Source organism: Bradyrhizobium sp. USDA 376 (genome assembly GCF_054063675.1).
The window spans coordinates 3,461,146-3,474,803 of record NZ_JBSSGN010000001.1; the positions used below are offsets into that span (position 1 = coordinate 3,461,146).

12 protein-coding genes are annotated in these 13,658 nt (G+C 64.1%); 7 read left to right on the top strand and 5 right to left on the bottom strand.

Features of this window, described 5'->3' with window-relative positions; translation table 11 throughout:
• Nucleotides 1–27 precede the first annotated feature (27 nt).
• The 6 genes from ACVJ19_RS16190 (at nt 28) to ACVJ19_RS16215 (ending at nt 5,422) form a co-directional block, all read left to right on the top strand.
• Nucleotides 28–2,364 (top strand): TonB-dependent hemoglobin/transferrin/lactoferrin family receptor, encoded by a 2,337-nt coding sequence (locus ACVJ19_RS16190; RefSeq protein ID WP_453950053.1) that lies wholly within the window; start codon nt 28–30, stop codon nt 2,362–2,364.
• A 115-nt stretch (nt 2,365–2,479) separates the two neighbouring features.
• Nucleotides 2,480–2,815 carry an antibiotic biosynthesis monooxygenase family protein gene (locus ACVJ19_RS16195; protein ID WP_453950054.1) on the top strand — a complete coding sequence of 112 codons (336 nt, stop codon included), beginning with the start codon at nt 2,480–2,482 and terminating at the stop codon, nt 2,813–2,815.
• 31 nt (nt 2,816–2,846) lie between these two features.
• Nucleotides 2,847–3,350: a heme utilization cystosolic carrier protein HutX gene (gene hutX / locus ACVJ19_RS16200; protein ID WP_453950055.1), complete on the top strand. Its 504-nt coding sequence runs from the start codon at nt 2,847–2,849 to the stop codon at nt 3,348–3,350.
• A gap of 24 nt (nt 3,351–3,374) precedes the next feature.
• The gene (gene exbB / locus ACVJ19_RS16205) at nt 3,375–4,151 is read left to right on the top strand and encodes a tonB-system energizer ExbB (RefSeq protein WP_453950056.1); all 777 of its coding nucleotides are present in this window, start codon (nt 3,375–3,377) and stop codon (nt 4,149–4,151) included.
• 3 nt (nt 4,152–4,154) lie between these two features.
• Entirely contained in the window at nt 4,155–4,595 is a 441-nt protein-coding gene (gene exbD, locus ACVJ19_RS16210) for a TonB system transport protein ExbD (RefSeq protein WP_453950057.1), read from the top strand.
• The gene (locus ACVJ19_RS16215) at nt 4,595–5,422 is read left to right on the top strand and encodes a TonB family protein (RefSeq protein WP_453950058.1); all 828 of its coding nucleotides are present in this window, start codon (nt 4,595–4,597) and stop codon (nt 5,420–5,422) included. The genes exbD and ACVJ19_RS16215 overlap by 1 nt, the downstream gene beginning before the upstream one ends.
• A gap of 192 nt (nt 5,423–5,614) precedes the next feature.
• Here the strand turns inward: ACVJ19_RS16215 and ACVJ19_RS16220 are convergent, their stop codons facing one another.
• From ACVJ19_RS16220 to ACVJ19_RS16240, 5 genes are all read right to left on the bottom strand, one after another.
• Nucleotides 5,615–6,970, bottom strand: a complete 1,356-nt coding sequence (locus ACVJ19_RS16220; RefSeq protein WP_453950059.1) for an esterase-like activity of phytase family protein — start codon at nt 6,968–6,970, stop codon at nt 5,615–5,617.
• A gap of 84 nt (nt 6,971–7,054) precedes the next feature.
• Nucleotides 7,055–7,897 carry a carbohydrate ABC transporter permease gene (locus ACVJ19_RS16225; RefSeq protein WP_453955147.1) on the bottom strand — a complete coding sequence of 281 codons (843 nt, stop codon included), beginning with the start codon at nt 7,895–7,897 and terminating at the stop codon, nt 7,055–7,057.
• 52 nt (nt 7,898–7,949) lie between these two features.
• Nucleotides 7,950–8,906, bottom strand: coding sequence for a carbohydrate ABC transporter permease (locus ACVJ19_RS16230; protein ID WP_453950060.1), 957 nt, complete (start codon nt 8,904–8,906; stop codon nt 7,950–7,952).
• Between the two features lie 154 nt (nt 8,907–9,060).
• Complete coding sequence (locus ACVJ19_RS16235) at nt 9,061–10,404, bottom strand: ABC transporter substrate-binding protein (protein ID WP_453950061.1); 1,344 nt, start codon at nt 10,402–10,404, stop codon at nt 9,061–9,063.
• Nucleotides 10,405–10,486: 82 nt separating this feature from the next.
• The gene (locus tag ACVJ19_RS16240; RefSeq protein ID WP_453950062.1) at nt 10,487–11,530 is read right to left on the bottom strand and encodes a C-terminal binding protein; all 1,044 of its coding nucleotides are present in this window, start codon (nt 11,528–11,530) and stop codon (nt 10,487–10,489) included.
• A gap of 251 nt (nt 11,531–11,781) precedes the next feature.
• On the opposite strand from ACVJ19_RS16240, the gene ACVJ19_RS16245 reads away from it, so the two are divergent.
• Entirely contained in the window at nt 11,782–13,467 is a 1,686-nt protein-coding gene (locus ACVJ19_RS16245) for a methyl-accepting chemotaxis protein (RefSeq protein WP_453950063.1), read from the top strand.
• Nucleotides 13,468–13,658: the final 191 nt, after the last annotated feature.

A 13,658-nucleotide genomic window follows, 5' to 3' on the forward strand; every position in this document is an offset into this window, starting at 1 on the left:
TGAAGTGAAGTGCAGGCTGGGGCTGATATGGCTGACGGGGCTAGGTATTCGCGCGCCCTGATTTTGGGCGCGTCGGTGGTTTCAATTGCGGCAGTGATGACGGAGAGTGGTCTCGCGCAGACTGCATCGCCGCAGGCCGAAAACGCGTCCTCGAAACGGGCCAGCCGCAAGCCGGCCAAGCCGCAAGCCGATCAGCAACAGGCCAGCGCCGGCGTGCGGGATGCGCGCGCGCAGGTCGTTGTCGGCGTCCAGGCGCTCGATACGATCACGGCTGCCGCCACGAAGACCAAGGAGCGCGCGATCGACTCGCTTGCGCCCGTCAGCTCCATTTCGCTCGACCAGATCCAGGGGATTCAGCCGAACCGGTTGTCGGGTATCTTCTATGCGGTGCCCGGCGTGTCGTTCCAGGAGCGCGGCGACGATCCCGCGACGGTCATCAACATTCGCGGCCTGCAGGATTTCGGACGCGTCGCGGTCGTCGTCGACGGCGCGCGGCAGAACTACCAGCGCACCGGCCACAACGCCAACGGCTCCTTCTTCCTCGATCCTGAATTGATCGGCGGCGTCGACGTGGTGCGCGGCCCGACCGCCAACATCTACGGCTCCGGCGCGATCGGCGGCCTGGTCTCGTTCCGCACCAAGGACATCAACGACGTGCTGCGTCCCGGCGAGCGCTGGGGCGTCGATCTCTCCGGCTCCTACGGCACCAACAACAATCGTGGCCTCGGCTCGGTGTTCGGCGGCGTCCGCGCCACGCCCGATGTCGATATCTTCGGCGGCGCGGTCTACCGCACGCAAGGCAATTACAAGGACGGCAACGGCACCGAGGTCGGCAACACCGGCAACCAGGTCGAGGCCGGGCTGATGAAGCTCACCGTGCGGCCGGCTCTCGGTCACGAGGTCAAGTTCGGCGCGGTGTTCCAGGACTATCAATACGACATCGGCCAGCTCAATCGCGGTCCGGTGGCAACCGCGGCACAGCGTGCGCTCTATCAGGGCTCATCCGTCTACGCCTCCGATGCGAAGAACTACACCGGCACCATCACCTGGAACTATGCGCTGCCGAGCGACAACCTGTTCGACTGGCACATGTCGGTCTACGGCAATCGCGTCGATAACGACCAGACCAAGACCTATCACTATTCGACCGCGGGCGCGGCCCTTTGTGGTACGGGAAATTTCGGCAACAACATCTCCGGCTGCGTCGGCGACAAGCGCGGCTATGTCCTCAACACCTACGGCATCGACGTCAACAACACCACGCGCTTCAATGTCGGCGACTGGCGCAATGCCGTCACCTGGGGTGTCGACGCCTTCCAGGACGACGTGATCACGACCGATAGCCGCGGCAACTCCAACATCACCACGCCGAGCGGCATCCGCACCGTGTCGGGCGGCTTCATTCAGTTGAAGCAGAATTACAACACCTGGTTCGAGGCGGTGAGCGCGCTCCGTTATGACCGCTATGATCTGGACTCCGGTAAGACCAGCGCGGGTGGAGATCGCTTCTCGCCCAAGATCACCCTGGGTGTCACGCCCGTCGCCGGATTCCAGCCTTATGTCAGCTATGCCGAAGGCTACCGCGCTCCGTCGATCACTGAAACCGTCATCTCCGGCGCGCATGCGACCGGTGGCGGACCGGCCTTCTTCCCTTGCCCAGACGGTACCGTCGGCCTGTTCTGCTTCCTGCCCAATCCGAACCTTCGTCCCGAAGTCGGCAAGAACAAGGAAGTCGGGTTCAATCTGAAGTACGACAACATCTTCAGCGCAAACGACTCGTTCCGCGGCAAGATCAATCTCTTCCGCAACGACGTCTCCGACTACATCGACCTCGTCGCCTCGACACCGGTCCCGACCGGCTTCGGCTCGTTCAGCCAGTTCTACCAGTACCAGAACATCGCCAATGCCCGCATCGAGGGCTTCGAGGCGGAGACCATGTACGATGCCGGCGACTGGTTCATCGGCGTTGCTGGTCACTACATCAAGGGCAAGAACGTCCAGACCAATATCGGGCTCGCGACCATCACCCCGACCAAGGTCGTCACGACCGGCGGTGTCCGCCTGCTCGATCGCACCCTGATCCTGTCGGCGCAGTGGGCTTCGTACGGTCCGAACAACGATGTGCCCGCAAACTACATCCCGTCGACCGGCTACGATCTGGTCAACCTCTACCTGACCTACAACGCGACCAGGGACATCGTGTTCTCGGCCTCGATCGACAATCTCCTGAACCAGTACTACCGGCCTTACGCCATTCCCGGCAGCTCGACCGACGGCACGTCGCAGAACGACGTGCTGTGGACCAGCCCGGGACCGGGCCGGGTCTACAAGGCCGGCATGAAGATCCACTTCGGAGGTGCGTAAGCCGGAAGGCGCCGCAACACCATAAACTTCCGCCGGGCCGCGCTGATGCTCCAGCGCGGCTTCGGCGCGTTTTCGTCTTGATAACAATTCGTCTTGATAACAAGGAGAGACCTTTATGTTCATCGCCATGAATCGTTTCCAGGTGAAGCTCGGCTCGGAAGCCGCGTTCGAGACCGTCTGGCGCACCCGCGAATCCTGTCTCGGCAGCATGGCCGGTTTCGTCGAATTCCATCTGCTCAAGGGACCGGTCGCCGAGGACCACACGCTGTACTCCTCGCATACGGTGTGGGTCGACAAGGCGGCCTTCGAGGCCTGGACGCGTTCGGAGGAATTCCGCCGCGCGCATGCGCGTGCCGACAACAAGACCGGCGAAAGTCTCTATCTCGGCCACCCCAGGTTCGAGGGGTTCGAGGTCATCATGACCGAGCGCAAGGCGAGCGCGGCCGCTTAAGACCGCGGCTGACCACGAAAGGGAGCCGGACATGCTGAACACCGATCTCGCCGATCTCAAGGCGTACATGGCCGACAATCCCGGCGCGGTAATCGAGGACGTCGCGCGCGAGCGCAAGGTCACGCCGCGCGCGGTGATCGAGGCGCTGCCGTCGTCCATGCTGCGCATCGGCAGCGGCGAGCATTTCGCCGCCGCCATGCAGGACATCGCGGAATGGGGCGAGGTCACGCTGATCGTCCACACCGATGATGCGATCTTCGAGTTCACCGGGGCCGTGCCCGCGGGCGAGATCGGCCGCGGCTATTTCAACCTGATGCAGCCGAAGGGCCTGCACGGCCATCTCCGCCACGAGCGTTGCGCGGCCGTTGCCTTCGTCGAGCGGCCCTTCATGGGCAAGAGCTCGGCCTTCATCGCCTTCGTCAATGCCGACGGCGGCATCATGTTCAAGGTGTTCGTCGGCCGCGACGAGACCCGCGCGCTGCGCAGCGACCAGCTGGAGCGGTTCCGGCAGCTCGCGAACCGGATCGTGGCGTAGCTTCTTTTCTGTCGGGAGATCAGGATGCAAAGCAAGTCCAGGCTTCGGCACGTGATCCTAACAACCGCGCTGGCGCTTGCGCCCGCGCCGGCCTTCGCGATCGATGAGGCGCTGTTGCCGCGCAATCTGTCGCCCTGGGGCATGTTTCTCGGTGCCGACATCGTCGTGAAGACGGTCATGGTCGGGCTCGCCATTGCCTCGCTGGTGACGTGGACGGTGTGGCTCGCCAAGAGCATTGAGCTGCGCCGCAAGAGCGCGCTCGTCGTAGCGCGCACGCGCGCGCTCGAAGGCCGAATGAAGCTGGCGGAGGCGGCGGAGCGGACCGGCGATGCGCACGATGCCGTCGCCCAGCTCATCCAGTCCTGCGCGAAGGAGGCGGAGCTCTCCGGCGGCATCATCGATGACGGCCTTCAGGAGCGCGTGGCGCTGCGGCTGGAGCGCGTCGAGGCGGCGATGTCGCGGCAGATCGCGCGCGGCACCGGCGTGCTCGCGACCATCGGCGCCACCGCGCCCTTCGTCGGCCTGTTCGGCACCGTCTGGGGCATCATGAACTCGTTCATCGGCATCTCCGAGAGCCACACCACCAGCCTCGCGGTGGTCGCGCCCGGCATCGCGGAGGCGCTGCTTGCGACCGCGCTCGGCCTCGTCGCTGCGATTCCGGCGGTCGTGATCTACAATCATCTTGTCCGCGGCATCGCCAATTATCGCGCGCTGCTCGGCGACGTCTCGGCACAGCTGATGCTGCTGGTCAGCCGGCAACGCGACCACAGGGAGTTCCGCCTGGCTCGGGCGGCGGAGTAGGCCATGGCTGTGAAGCTCGGCGCACGTTCGCCGCTCAAGCGCGGTGACCCCGGCGATCTCGACGTCACCCACGAGATCAACGTCACGCCGTTCATCGACGTGATGCTGGTGCTGCTGATCATCTTCATGGTCGCAGCCCCACTCGCCACCGTCGACATCGGCGTCGATCTTCCGGCGACCGCAGCCGAGCCGGCGCCGCGACCGGACAAGCCGGTCTTCGTCACGGTGAAGCCGGATCTCACCGTTGCCGTCGGCGAGGACGCGATGGGCCGTGAGAGTCTCGCCACGGCACTTGAGGCCGCCACCAAGGGCCGCAAGGACGAGCGCATCTATCTGCGCGCCGACAAGGCCGTGAGCTACGGCGACCTGATGGAAGTGATGAACACCCTCCGCAATGCCGGCTATCTCAAGGTCGCTCTGGTCGGCCTCGACGGACGCAGCTGATGGCCGCGAACGCCTTTGCCCTGCACGAGCCGCTTGGCGAGCGCGAAACCGCGCGCTGGGGCGTATCGGGCGCGGTGATCGTGGCGTTGCATGTGGCCGCCGCGTCGCTGGCGATGAGCTGGACCAAGTCGCCACCGGAGCAGGGCGTCAGCCTGCCGGCCATCATGGTCGACATGTCGCCGGTGACCTCGGCGCCGCAGGCGACGCCGGAAGAGGTCGCGCCGGGGCCGGTGATGCAGGAGGCTGACGCCTCGCCGCCGGAGCCGGTGCAGCAGCAGGCCGTCGAGGAGACCATCGCGCCGACGCCGCCGCAGGAAAAGCCGGAGGTGGTCGCGCCGCCGGAGCAGAAGCTTGAGCCGACACCTGCCAAGCCCGAACCGGCGAAGATCGTGCCGGTCGAAAAGCCGGCGCCTGAGAAGCCCAAGGTGGTTCGCCGCGAGGCGAAGAAGCCGTCGGACGCGCCGCCCGCGCCGCGCACCAGCGCGCCGCCGCGCGCCGAGCGCGAGGCGCCGATGGCATCCGCCATGAGCTCAGGCGAGGTTGCGACGCTGGTTGCGACCTACAATCAGCGCGTCCGCGCGCATCTGATGCGCTTTCACGCCTATCCGCCCGGCGGTAACGGTCAGCGCGGGCTGGTCCGGGTGAGTTTCACGATTGGCCGCAACGGCCAGGTCATGTCCAGCCGCATCAGCCCGTCCGGCGTTGCCGCGTTCGATGCGAAGGCACAGTCGATGATCCACCAGGCCGCGCCATTCCCGCCGATCCCGCCGGAGATCAAGAACAGCTCGATGGGCTTTACGATTCCCGTGGACTTTATCGTGCGGTAGCCCGCCGTCCCCACAAACCCAGCCGTCGTCCCGGACAAGCGCAGCGAAGCGGAGCGCTGATCCGGGACCCATAACCACAGGGTCGGGTTTGACGAAGATTCGTCATCACCATCTCGCGCCACGACTCCGGTTCGGGGTTATGGGTCCCGGCTTTCGCCGGGACGACGGCGGAGTGTGTCGCGACTGAAGAGACTACTTCGCCTTCAGGAAGTCCGCGACTTCGAGCAGCATGAACTCGTCGTCATCGGCCTTGTTGGGATCGCGGCTGGAGGAGAACGGCAGATTGTTGTCGTTGCCGACGATGATGTGGGTGTCGTCGACGCGATCGACGTTCTCGATGGTGAAGAACGGGAAGGTGTAGACGCCGTCATTGAGCGGCTTCTTCGCCTTCTTGTCGGGGTCCTGGATCTTCATCAGGTCGATGTAGCCGATCTTGCGCACGGGCTTGCCGACATTGGCGTCGGAGAGCTCGATCTTGTAGACGCGTTTGAACTTGGCGATGTCGGGGAAGCAGTTCTCGCCGCGCTGGCCTTGCGGGCAGGCCTTGTCGGCGGTGCCTTCGCCATTGTCGCGCTCGATGATGAGGCCGGAGGTCTGGTCGATCATGTTGAAGTCGCCGATGGCGTTGCCGTTCTGCTCGAACACATATTGCCAGTAGCGGCCGGTGAACTTCTCCGCAGCGACGTCGAATTCGAGGATGCGGGAAGCTTCCTTGCCGTCGACTTTCTCCCAGTCCTTCTTGTCGGCATCCCACAGCGGCCCCTCGAGCAGGCCGTAGATGAACTTGCCGTCCTTCGACGAGGCGAAGCCCTCATAGCCCTTGGAGCGGCGGAGGTTGACGTTGGTATAGGTCGCGCCAGGCGCGCCCGGCGTCGCGACGGCCCAGTTGTCCGGCGAGCGCACCGGCTTGCCGTCGGCAACCGTCTCGAACACGCCGAGGATTTTTCCGGTCTTGTCGGCCTTCAGGATGTAGGGGCCGAACTCGTCGCCAATCCAGAAATTCTCGCCGATGATCTGGAAGCCTTCGGTGTCGAAGTCCGAGCCGGTGAGGTAACGCTTCTGGGTGTCCTCATGCACGATGCGGAACGGCACGCGTCTGTCGGGATCATGCAGGAAGATGGTCTCCAGGCGCTCGATCTTGCCGTTCGCCCAGTCCATCTTGTAGCGGTTGAGGTACAGCATCGAATCCGGCGAGTTGGCGCGCGCGCCCATGCCGTTGTCGGTGATCACCCAATAGCTGCCGTCGGGCATGGTCTTGATGCCGGAATGGCCCTGCAGCGGCTGGCCCTTGAACGGCAGCGACACGCCGGTCGGACGCTCATAGGACTTGCCCATGACGGTGCCGAGCGCGTCGACGCGCTTGCCGGTGGTGTACTTGCCCGAGGTCTTGAGATCGGCGGGCGCATCGGCCGGTGCGTCGATGAAGGTGGCAGCCGGCATCACCACGTGCCCGGCGAGCTTGGCCGGAAATTCGCCCTCGTTCTGGGCGAGCGCGGTGCTCGCGGTGAGAATGATCGTTGCGACGGTGCTGAGAAAAGTCGCGCGCATGTGCGTCTCCTGTTAGCGGACGACGCCTTATGCGGATCGCATATTGCAGTTTTGTGAAACCGGGCGAAAGGCCGCAGTCGCGATCTACTCCTTTACCGCACCTGTCAGTGACGACACGTAGTAATCCACGAACAACGAGTAAAAGATCGCGACCGGCAGCGAGCCGAGCAGCGAGCCCGCCATCAGCGCGCCCCATTGGTAGACGTCGCCAGTGACGAGCTCGGTCAGGATCGCGACCGGCACGGTCTTGTTGGCGCCGCTCTGGATGAAGGCGAGCGCGTAGATGAACTCGTTCCAGGACAGCGTGAAGGAGAAGATGCCGGCCGAGATCAGGCCGGGCACGGCCAGCGGCAGCGTGATCCGGCGCAGGATCTGGAGCCGCGTCGCGCCATCGACCAGCGCACATTCCTCGAGCTCGTAGGGGATCGACTTGAAGTAGCCGATCAGGAGCCAGGTGCAGAACGGCACCAGGAAGGTCGGATAGACCAGGATCAGGGCAATCGGCGAGTCGAACAGGCCGAACTGCACCACGACGGTGGCGAGCGGAATGAACAGGATCGACGGCGGCACGAGATAGGCGAGATAGATGCCGAGGCCGACATAGGGACTGCCGCGGAAGCGCAGGCGTTCGATCGCATAGGCCGCCAGCGTGCTCGCGATAAGCGACAGCGTGGTCGAGCCGATCGCAACCAGCATCGTCGTTTTCAGCCAGTGCGGATAGGCGGTGTTGAACAGAAGATGCTTGATGTGGGCGAGCGTCGGCGAGGAGATCCAGAACGGGTTGTTATCCCGGAAGTTCATCAGCTCCGCGTTCGGCTTGAACGAGGTGATCGCCATCCAGTAGAACGGGAACAGCAGGATCAGCACGAAGCAGCCGAGCGGCAGATAGATCATCATCAGCCGCCGCAGCCCGGAATCCCAGGCCATGGTGTCGGGCGCCGCTTTCGCGTTGGCGACAGTGCTCTGTTGCGCGAAGGAGTCAGTCATTGGCCTCTCCCTGCTGCCATTTGCGGCGCGCCAGGCCGAAATAGGAGAACAGCGTCGCGAACACCAGGAACGGGATCATCGACACTGCGATCGCGGCGCCTTCGCCGAGCTCGCCGCCGGCGATGCCGCGCTGGAAGGCCAGCGTTGCGAGCAGGTGGGTCGAGTTCACGGGGCCGCCGCGGGTGATGGCGTAGACGAGCTGGAAGTCGGTGAAGGTGAAGATGATCGAGAACGTCATGACGATGGCGAGGATCGGCATCATCATCGGGAAGGTGATGTAGCGGAAGCGCTGCCAGGCGCTGGCGCCGTCGAGCATCGCGGCCTCGTAGAGCGAGGGCGAGATGGTCTGCAGGCCCGCCAGCAGCGAGATCGCGACGAAGGGGATGCCGCGCCAGATATTGGCGGCGATCAGCGAGAAGCGCGCCGGCCAGGGCGAGCCGAGGAAGTCGATATTGCTCGACCTCCAGTGCAGCACGTCGACCAGGAGGTACGAGATGATCGAGAATTGCGGATCGTAGATCCACCAGAACGCCAGCGCCGAGAGCACCGTCGGCACGATCCAGGGCAGCAGCACGATGGCGCGCAGCAGGCTCTTGAACGGGAAATGGTTGTTGAGCAGCAGCGCGAGCCAGAAGCCGAGCGCGAACTTCCCGAAGGTCGCGATCCCCGTGTAGAACACGCTGTAGAACACCGCGTTCCACCACAAGGGGTCGGTGAGCAGATACTGGAAATTCTCGAGGCCGACGAAGATGCCGCGCCGTCCGATCGTGGTGTCGGTGAAGGCGAGCCAGATGCCGAGGCCAAGCGGATAGGTCAGGAACACCGCGAGCAGCCCGAGCGCCGGCGCAAGGCACATCACGATCAGGAACGGCTTGTAGTCGAACAGCCGCACGATCCAGTTCGGCTGCCGGGCCACGACGCTGTGCGTTGAAAGAGTGGTTACGGACATCGGACTCTTTGTCTTTTCAGGGCTCCAAGGTCATTCCGGGGCGATGCGCAGCATCGAACCCGGAATCTCGAGATTCCGGGTCTGGTGCTTGCGCACCATCCCGGAATGACGGCTTGTCATTGCTCGGCACAATGACGTCCGACGTGCTTGCTTCTCACCGGCCCTGCCGCCGGAAGTACCGCTTGCAGCGCTGCTCGGCTTCCGCGGCCGCGGCTTCCGGCGTGGCCGCGCCGGTGGCGACCGAGGCGAACATTTGCACCGTCACATAGTCCGCGCGAACAGCGCCGGTGGCAGTCGAGATTGGCCCCTTGTAGCCGGCGTAATAGATGTTGTTCATCGTGTTCTTGAAGATCGCAACCTTGGGATCGCCCTTCCACACCGCTGCATCGGCATAGGCCGCGAGCGATTGCGACCAGTAACCGCTGTTGGCGTTGAGCCACGGCTCGTACTGGTCCTTCTCCAGCATGAATTGCAGGAAGGCTTTGGCCGCGTTGGGATAGGGGCTGTGCTTGAACACCATGGCGTTCAGCGTCAGCCCCGACATCGGCGACCTCGGCGCAAGACCCTTCGGCAGCAACTGATGCTCGGAGTCTTCGGCGATGGAAGCAGTCGCCGGATCGTTCTTCAGCGAGAAGTAGAGCGAGACGCCGTTGGCCGTCAGCGAGATTTCCTGCGAGGAATAGGCGCGGTTGTTGCTGACGTCGTTCCAGGACGGCGTGCCGGCGATGAAGGTCGGATAGAGCTCCTTGACGTATTTCAGCGCAGCGATGGTTTCCTTGCTGTTGATGGTGACATTGCCTTCCTCATCCAGCAGTGCGGCATTGTGCGACCACATCATCCAGTCCGCGAAGCCGTTGCCGTCGCCTACGGCGTTGCCCAGCGCAAAGCCCGCGGGCTTGCCGGCCTGGTGCAGCTTCTTGCAGAGGTCCAGGAACCCGGCATGGTCTTCCGGCACCATGTCGAACCCGACGGATTTGAGGATCGATTTGCGGTAGATCAGGGGACCGGCAGTAGCCCCGAACGGGAGCCCGATCCAGGTGTCGCTCTTGGCCTTCTTGCCATAGGCCTTCGCAAGGTTCTGCCAGCCGCCGTATTTTTTGCCGAGATAGTCGGCGACGTCGGTGAGCTCGATCAGCTTGTCGATGTAGATATGAGGCGCGTCGGAGAAGCCGATGATGATGTCGGGGCCGGCGCCGGAGTTCGAGGTCACCGCGGTCTGCTGGTTGATGTCTTCCCAGCCGACGAAGTCGACCTTGACCTCGACCCCGGTGTCCTTGGTGAACTTCGCCGCGTTGGCGCGGAACACGTCCTCGTCGGCCTGGACGAAGCGCACCGGGCGCAGCATGCGCAGCGATGCGCCCTTCTCGATCTCGAGCTTGGGTGCCGAAACGTCGGCAGCTTTGATATTGGATGTTTGCGCTGCAGCACCGGTGGCCACGAGCGTTGCAGCGGACAGGCCCAGCGCCAAGGCATCACGACGTGTGATGTCGTTCCTCATCAGTACCTCCCTATATGTTCCCTTCCCGGCGTTGATCGCCGGTGAAGGGTCTTCCGGTTCCGGCGCTTGTCGCGCCGGCCGCCTAGCTGTTCGGCCCGCGATCCATGCTGACGGGCTGCCAGCGGCGGAGCGCGGTGTTCTGCAGCACCGACGGATTGACGCAGCTTACCGGCCACATGCCCTGAAGCACCAGTGACAATTCGTAGCCCACGCGGCGCTTGCGCGCCTCGTCGAACCGTGCCGAGGCCGAGGCGACATGGGCGGTTAGGGTCACGTTCTCCATGCCGAGCAGAGGATTGTTGTGCGAGGGCGGCTCCTTCTCCAGCACGTCGAGGGCGGCGTGCGCGATCCAGCCTTCCTGCAGCGCCTTGATCAGGCTCTCCTCGTCCACCGTGGCGCCGCGACCGGTGTTGATGAAGATCGAGCCCTTCTTCATCTGCCGGAAGTGCTTCTCGGTCAGCATGTGATGCACCTCGGGCCGCGCGGGTGCATGCATCGAGACGAAGTCGGATTGCGACAGCACCTCGTTCAGCGTCGCGGGGATGACGCCGTGGTCGTACATCAGCGTCTCCTGGATGAAGGGATCGTAGGCCATCATGCGCAGGCCGAACGGCGCGGCGCGTTTCGCAACCGCACGCGCGACGCGGCCGAACGAGATGAAGCCGAGCGTCTGGCCCATCAGCCTCGGGATCTTGAGCAGGGCCGGCCGGCCCTCGGCCCAGCGGCCCTCACGCACCATGCGGTCCTGCTCGACCAGGCGGCGGAAGCCGGCGAGCAGCAGCATCATGGCGTGGTCGGCGACCTCCTCGATGAAGGTGTCGGGAATGTTGGTGACGGGAATGCCGCGGGCGGTGGCGGCCTTCACGTCGACGCTGTCGACGCCGACCGAGCCGAGCGTGATGACCTTGCAGCTCTGCAGGCTGTCGATGATGGTCTTGGTGATCGGGATGCCCTTGGCATAGATGGCGTCGGCATCCTTCGCGGCGGCGATGAACTCGGCCTCGTTGGCGGGAGCTTCGACGATCTCGGCATCGATCGGATCGAGCGCCTCGCGCTCAAAGGAATAATCGCTGCCCGCGACCGTGAAGCTCGCGCCCTTCGGCGTCACCACCCTATATTTCGGCATTTCCTGCTCCCGATTTTGTTTCTTGTTGTGACCCGGCCTTCTCCCGGGCCTTTGCGTCTTTTACGCGAAATCGAGCCGGGTGCGTACAATTGCCGGTTGTCCGGAGCGATGAATATTGCCAGTTTTGCCGGCATTGTCGGGGCTTCTACGGAGGCGCGTAAGTAACTTGCTAAGGGTCCCTCCCTAAAAGTTGATTCAATTTCGATCGATTCACTCGCGTGCCCGTATCCCTTTTTTGCCGGAGCTATCCCGTGAAGTTGAGCAACCTGAAGATCGCCCCCAAGCTTGGCATCCTTGTCGGCGTCACCTTGTTCGGCCTTTGCATCTCCGGAGTTCTCGCCGGCTATCTGATGAAGCGCGAGATGGTGAATGCGCGCATCGACCAGACCAAGGCGATCGTCGAGCTGGCACGCAACTATGCCGCGACGCTGATGAAGCGGGTGAATGCCGGCGAGATGACCAAGGACGCCGCGTTTGCGGAACTGCGCCGCTACGGCAACGCGATGACTTACGACAAGGGCTCCGGCTATCTGTTCGGCACCACATATGACGGCATCACGCAGCTTGCGCCCGATCCGAAGGTGATCGGCCAGAACCGCATGGATGTGGAGACGAACGGCCGCAAGCTGTCTCGCGAGATCATGGACGGCGTCAAGGCCAATGGCGATATCCTTCTCTTCTATGAATACATGAAGCCCGGTCAGGAGAAGCCGATCCGCAAGCTCGGCTATGCGGTCGCCGTCCCCGGTTTCGACATGTATCTCGGCACCGGCGCCTATCTCGAAGATATCGATGCCAAGATGGGCCCGGTCTACTGGCTGCTCGGCCTTGCCATGCTCGGCATCGTCATCGTTGCCGGCAGCGTCGCCTGGTTGATCGGTCGCAGCATCAGCCGTCCGCTGGCGCTGCTCGGCATGCGCATGAAGGACCTCGCCGACGGCAAGCTCGAGGGCGACATTCCCGGCGTCGGCCGCGGCGACGAGGTCGGCGCGATGGCCGCGACAGTCCAGATCTTCAAGGACAACGCGGTCCGCATCCGCGACCTCGAGAAGACTGAGGCCGATGCCAAGGAACGCGCCGCGGCGGAACGTCGCAGCGCGATGGAAGAGATCGCCAGCGACTTCGAGCGCAGCGTCAACGGCATCGTCCGCTCGGTCTCCTCGGCCGCAGCCGGCATGCAGACCACCGCGCAATCGATGACCGCGACCGCGAGCGACGCCTCCTCGCGTGCGGCAACGGTCGGCGCGGCTTCGTCGAAGGCCTCCGGCAACGTCGGCACGGTTGCCGCGGCGGCCGAAGAGCTGTCGAGCTCGGTTGCGGAAATCTCCCGCCAGGTGACACGCTCGACGGAAGTTGCGAGCCGCGCTGTCAGCGATGCCGAGCGTACCAACGCCACGGTGCAGGAGCTCTCCACCGGCGCCGAGAAGATCGGCGAGGTGGTCAAGCTCATCCACTCGATCGCGGCGCAGACCAATCTCCTGGCGCTCAACGCCACCATCGAGGCGGCGCGTGCCGGCGAGTCCGGCCGCGGCTTCGCTGTCGTCGCCTCCGAGGTCAAGGCGCTCGCCAACCAGACCGCCAAGGCGACCGAGGAAATCTCGGCCCAGGTCGCGGCGATGCAGACCTCGACCAGCGATGCGGTCGCGGCGATCGGCGGCATCACCCAGACCATCGCCGAGATGAGCGAGATCACCGCGGGCATTTCCGCCTCGATCGAGCAGCAGGGCGAAGCGACCCGCGAGATCGCCCGCAACATCCAGTCGGTCGCGGCCGGCTCGAGCGAGATCAACGCCAATATCGGCAGCGTCACCTCGGCCGCGGAAGCGACCGGCACTGCCGCCGGCGACGTGCTCACCAACGCCCGCGAGCTGGACAGTCAGTCCGGCGCGTTGCGCAACGCGGTGGACGGCTTTCTCGCCAAGGTGCGTGCGGCGTAAATTCTTGCTGAATTCGTAGGGTGGGCAAAGACGCGAAAGCGTCGTGCCCACCTTTTTCTTTTGAGTTTATCTGAGTTTGTCGTCAGTCATGCCCCGCCTGGCGCGCAATTGCGCACGGGGGGCGGGGCATCCAGTACGCCGCGGCCTTTCGGCTCTAGCCTCGCTGTCTCTGGAATACTGGATCGCCCGCC

Excerpts from the sequence above, each read along its gene's own strand:
- exbD (WP_453950057.1), top strand. The coding sequence starts at position 4,155 with ATGGCTGTGAAGCTCGGCGCACGTTCGCCGCTCAAGCGCGGTGACCCC.
- exbB (WP_453950056.1), top strand. The coding sequence starts at position 3,375 with ATGCAAAGCAAGTCCAGGCTTCGGCACGTGATCCTAACAACCGCGCTG.
- ACVJ19_RS16230 (WP_453950060.1), bottom strand. The coding sequence starts at position 8,906 with ATGTCCGTAACCACTCTTTCAACGCACAGCGTCGTGGCCCGGCAGCCG.
- ACVJ19_RS16195 (WP_453950054.1), top strand. The coding sequence starts at position 2,480 with ATGTTCATCGCCATGAATCGTTTCCAGGTGAAGCTCGGCTCGGAAGCC.
- ACVJ19_RS16225 (WP_453955147.1), bottom strand. The coding sequence starts at position 7,897 with ATGGCCTGGGATTCCGGGCTGCGGCGGCTGATGATGATCTATCTGCCG.
- hutX (WP_453950055.1), top strand. The coding sequence starts at position 2,847 with ATGCTGAACACCGATCTCGCCGATCTCAAGGCGTACATGGCCGACAAT.
- ACVJ19_RS16220 (WP_453950059.1), bottom strand. The coding sequence starts at position 6,970 with ATGCGCGCGACTTTTCTCAGCACCGTCGCAACGATCATTCTCACCGCG.
- ACVJ19_RS16235 (WP_453950061.1), bottom strand. The coding sequence starts at position 10,404 with ATGAGGAACGACATCACACGTCGTGATGCCTTGGCGCTGGGCCTGTCC.
- ACVJ19_RS16190 (WP_453950053.1), top strand. The coding sequence starts at position 28 with ATGGCTGACGGGGCTAGGTATTCGCGCGCCCTGATTTTGGGCGCGTCG.
- ACVJ19_RS16215 (WP_453950058.1), top strand. The coding sequence starts at position 4,595 with ATGGCCGCGAACGCCTTTGCCCTGCACGAGCCGCTTGGCGAGCGCGAA.
- ACVJ19_RS16240 (WP_453950062.1), bottom strand. The coding sequence starts at position 11,530 with ATGCCGAAATATAGGGTGGTGACGCCGAAGGGCGCGAGCTTCACGGTC.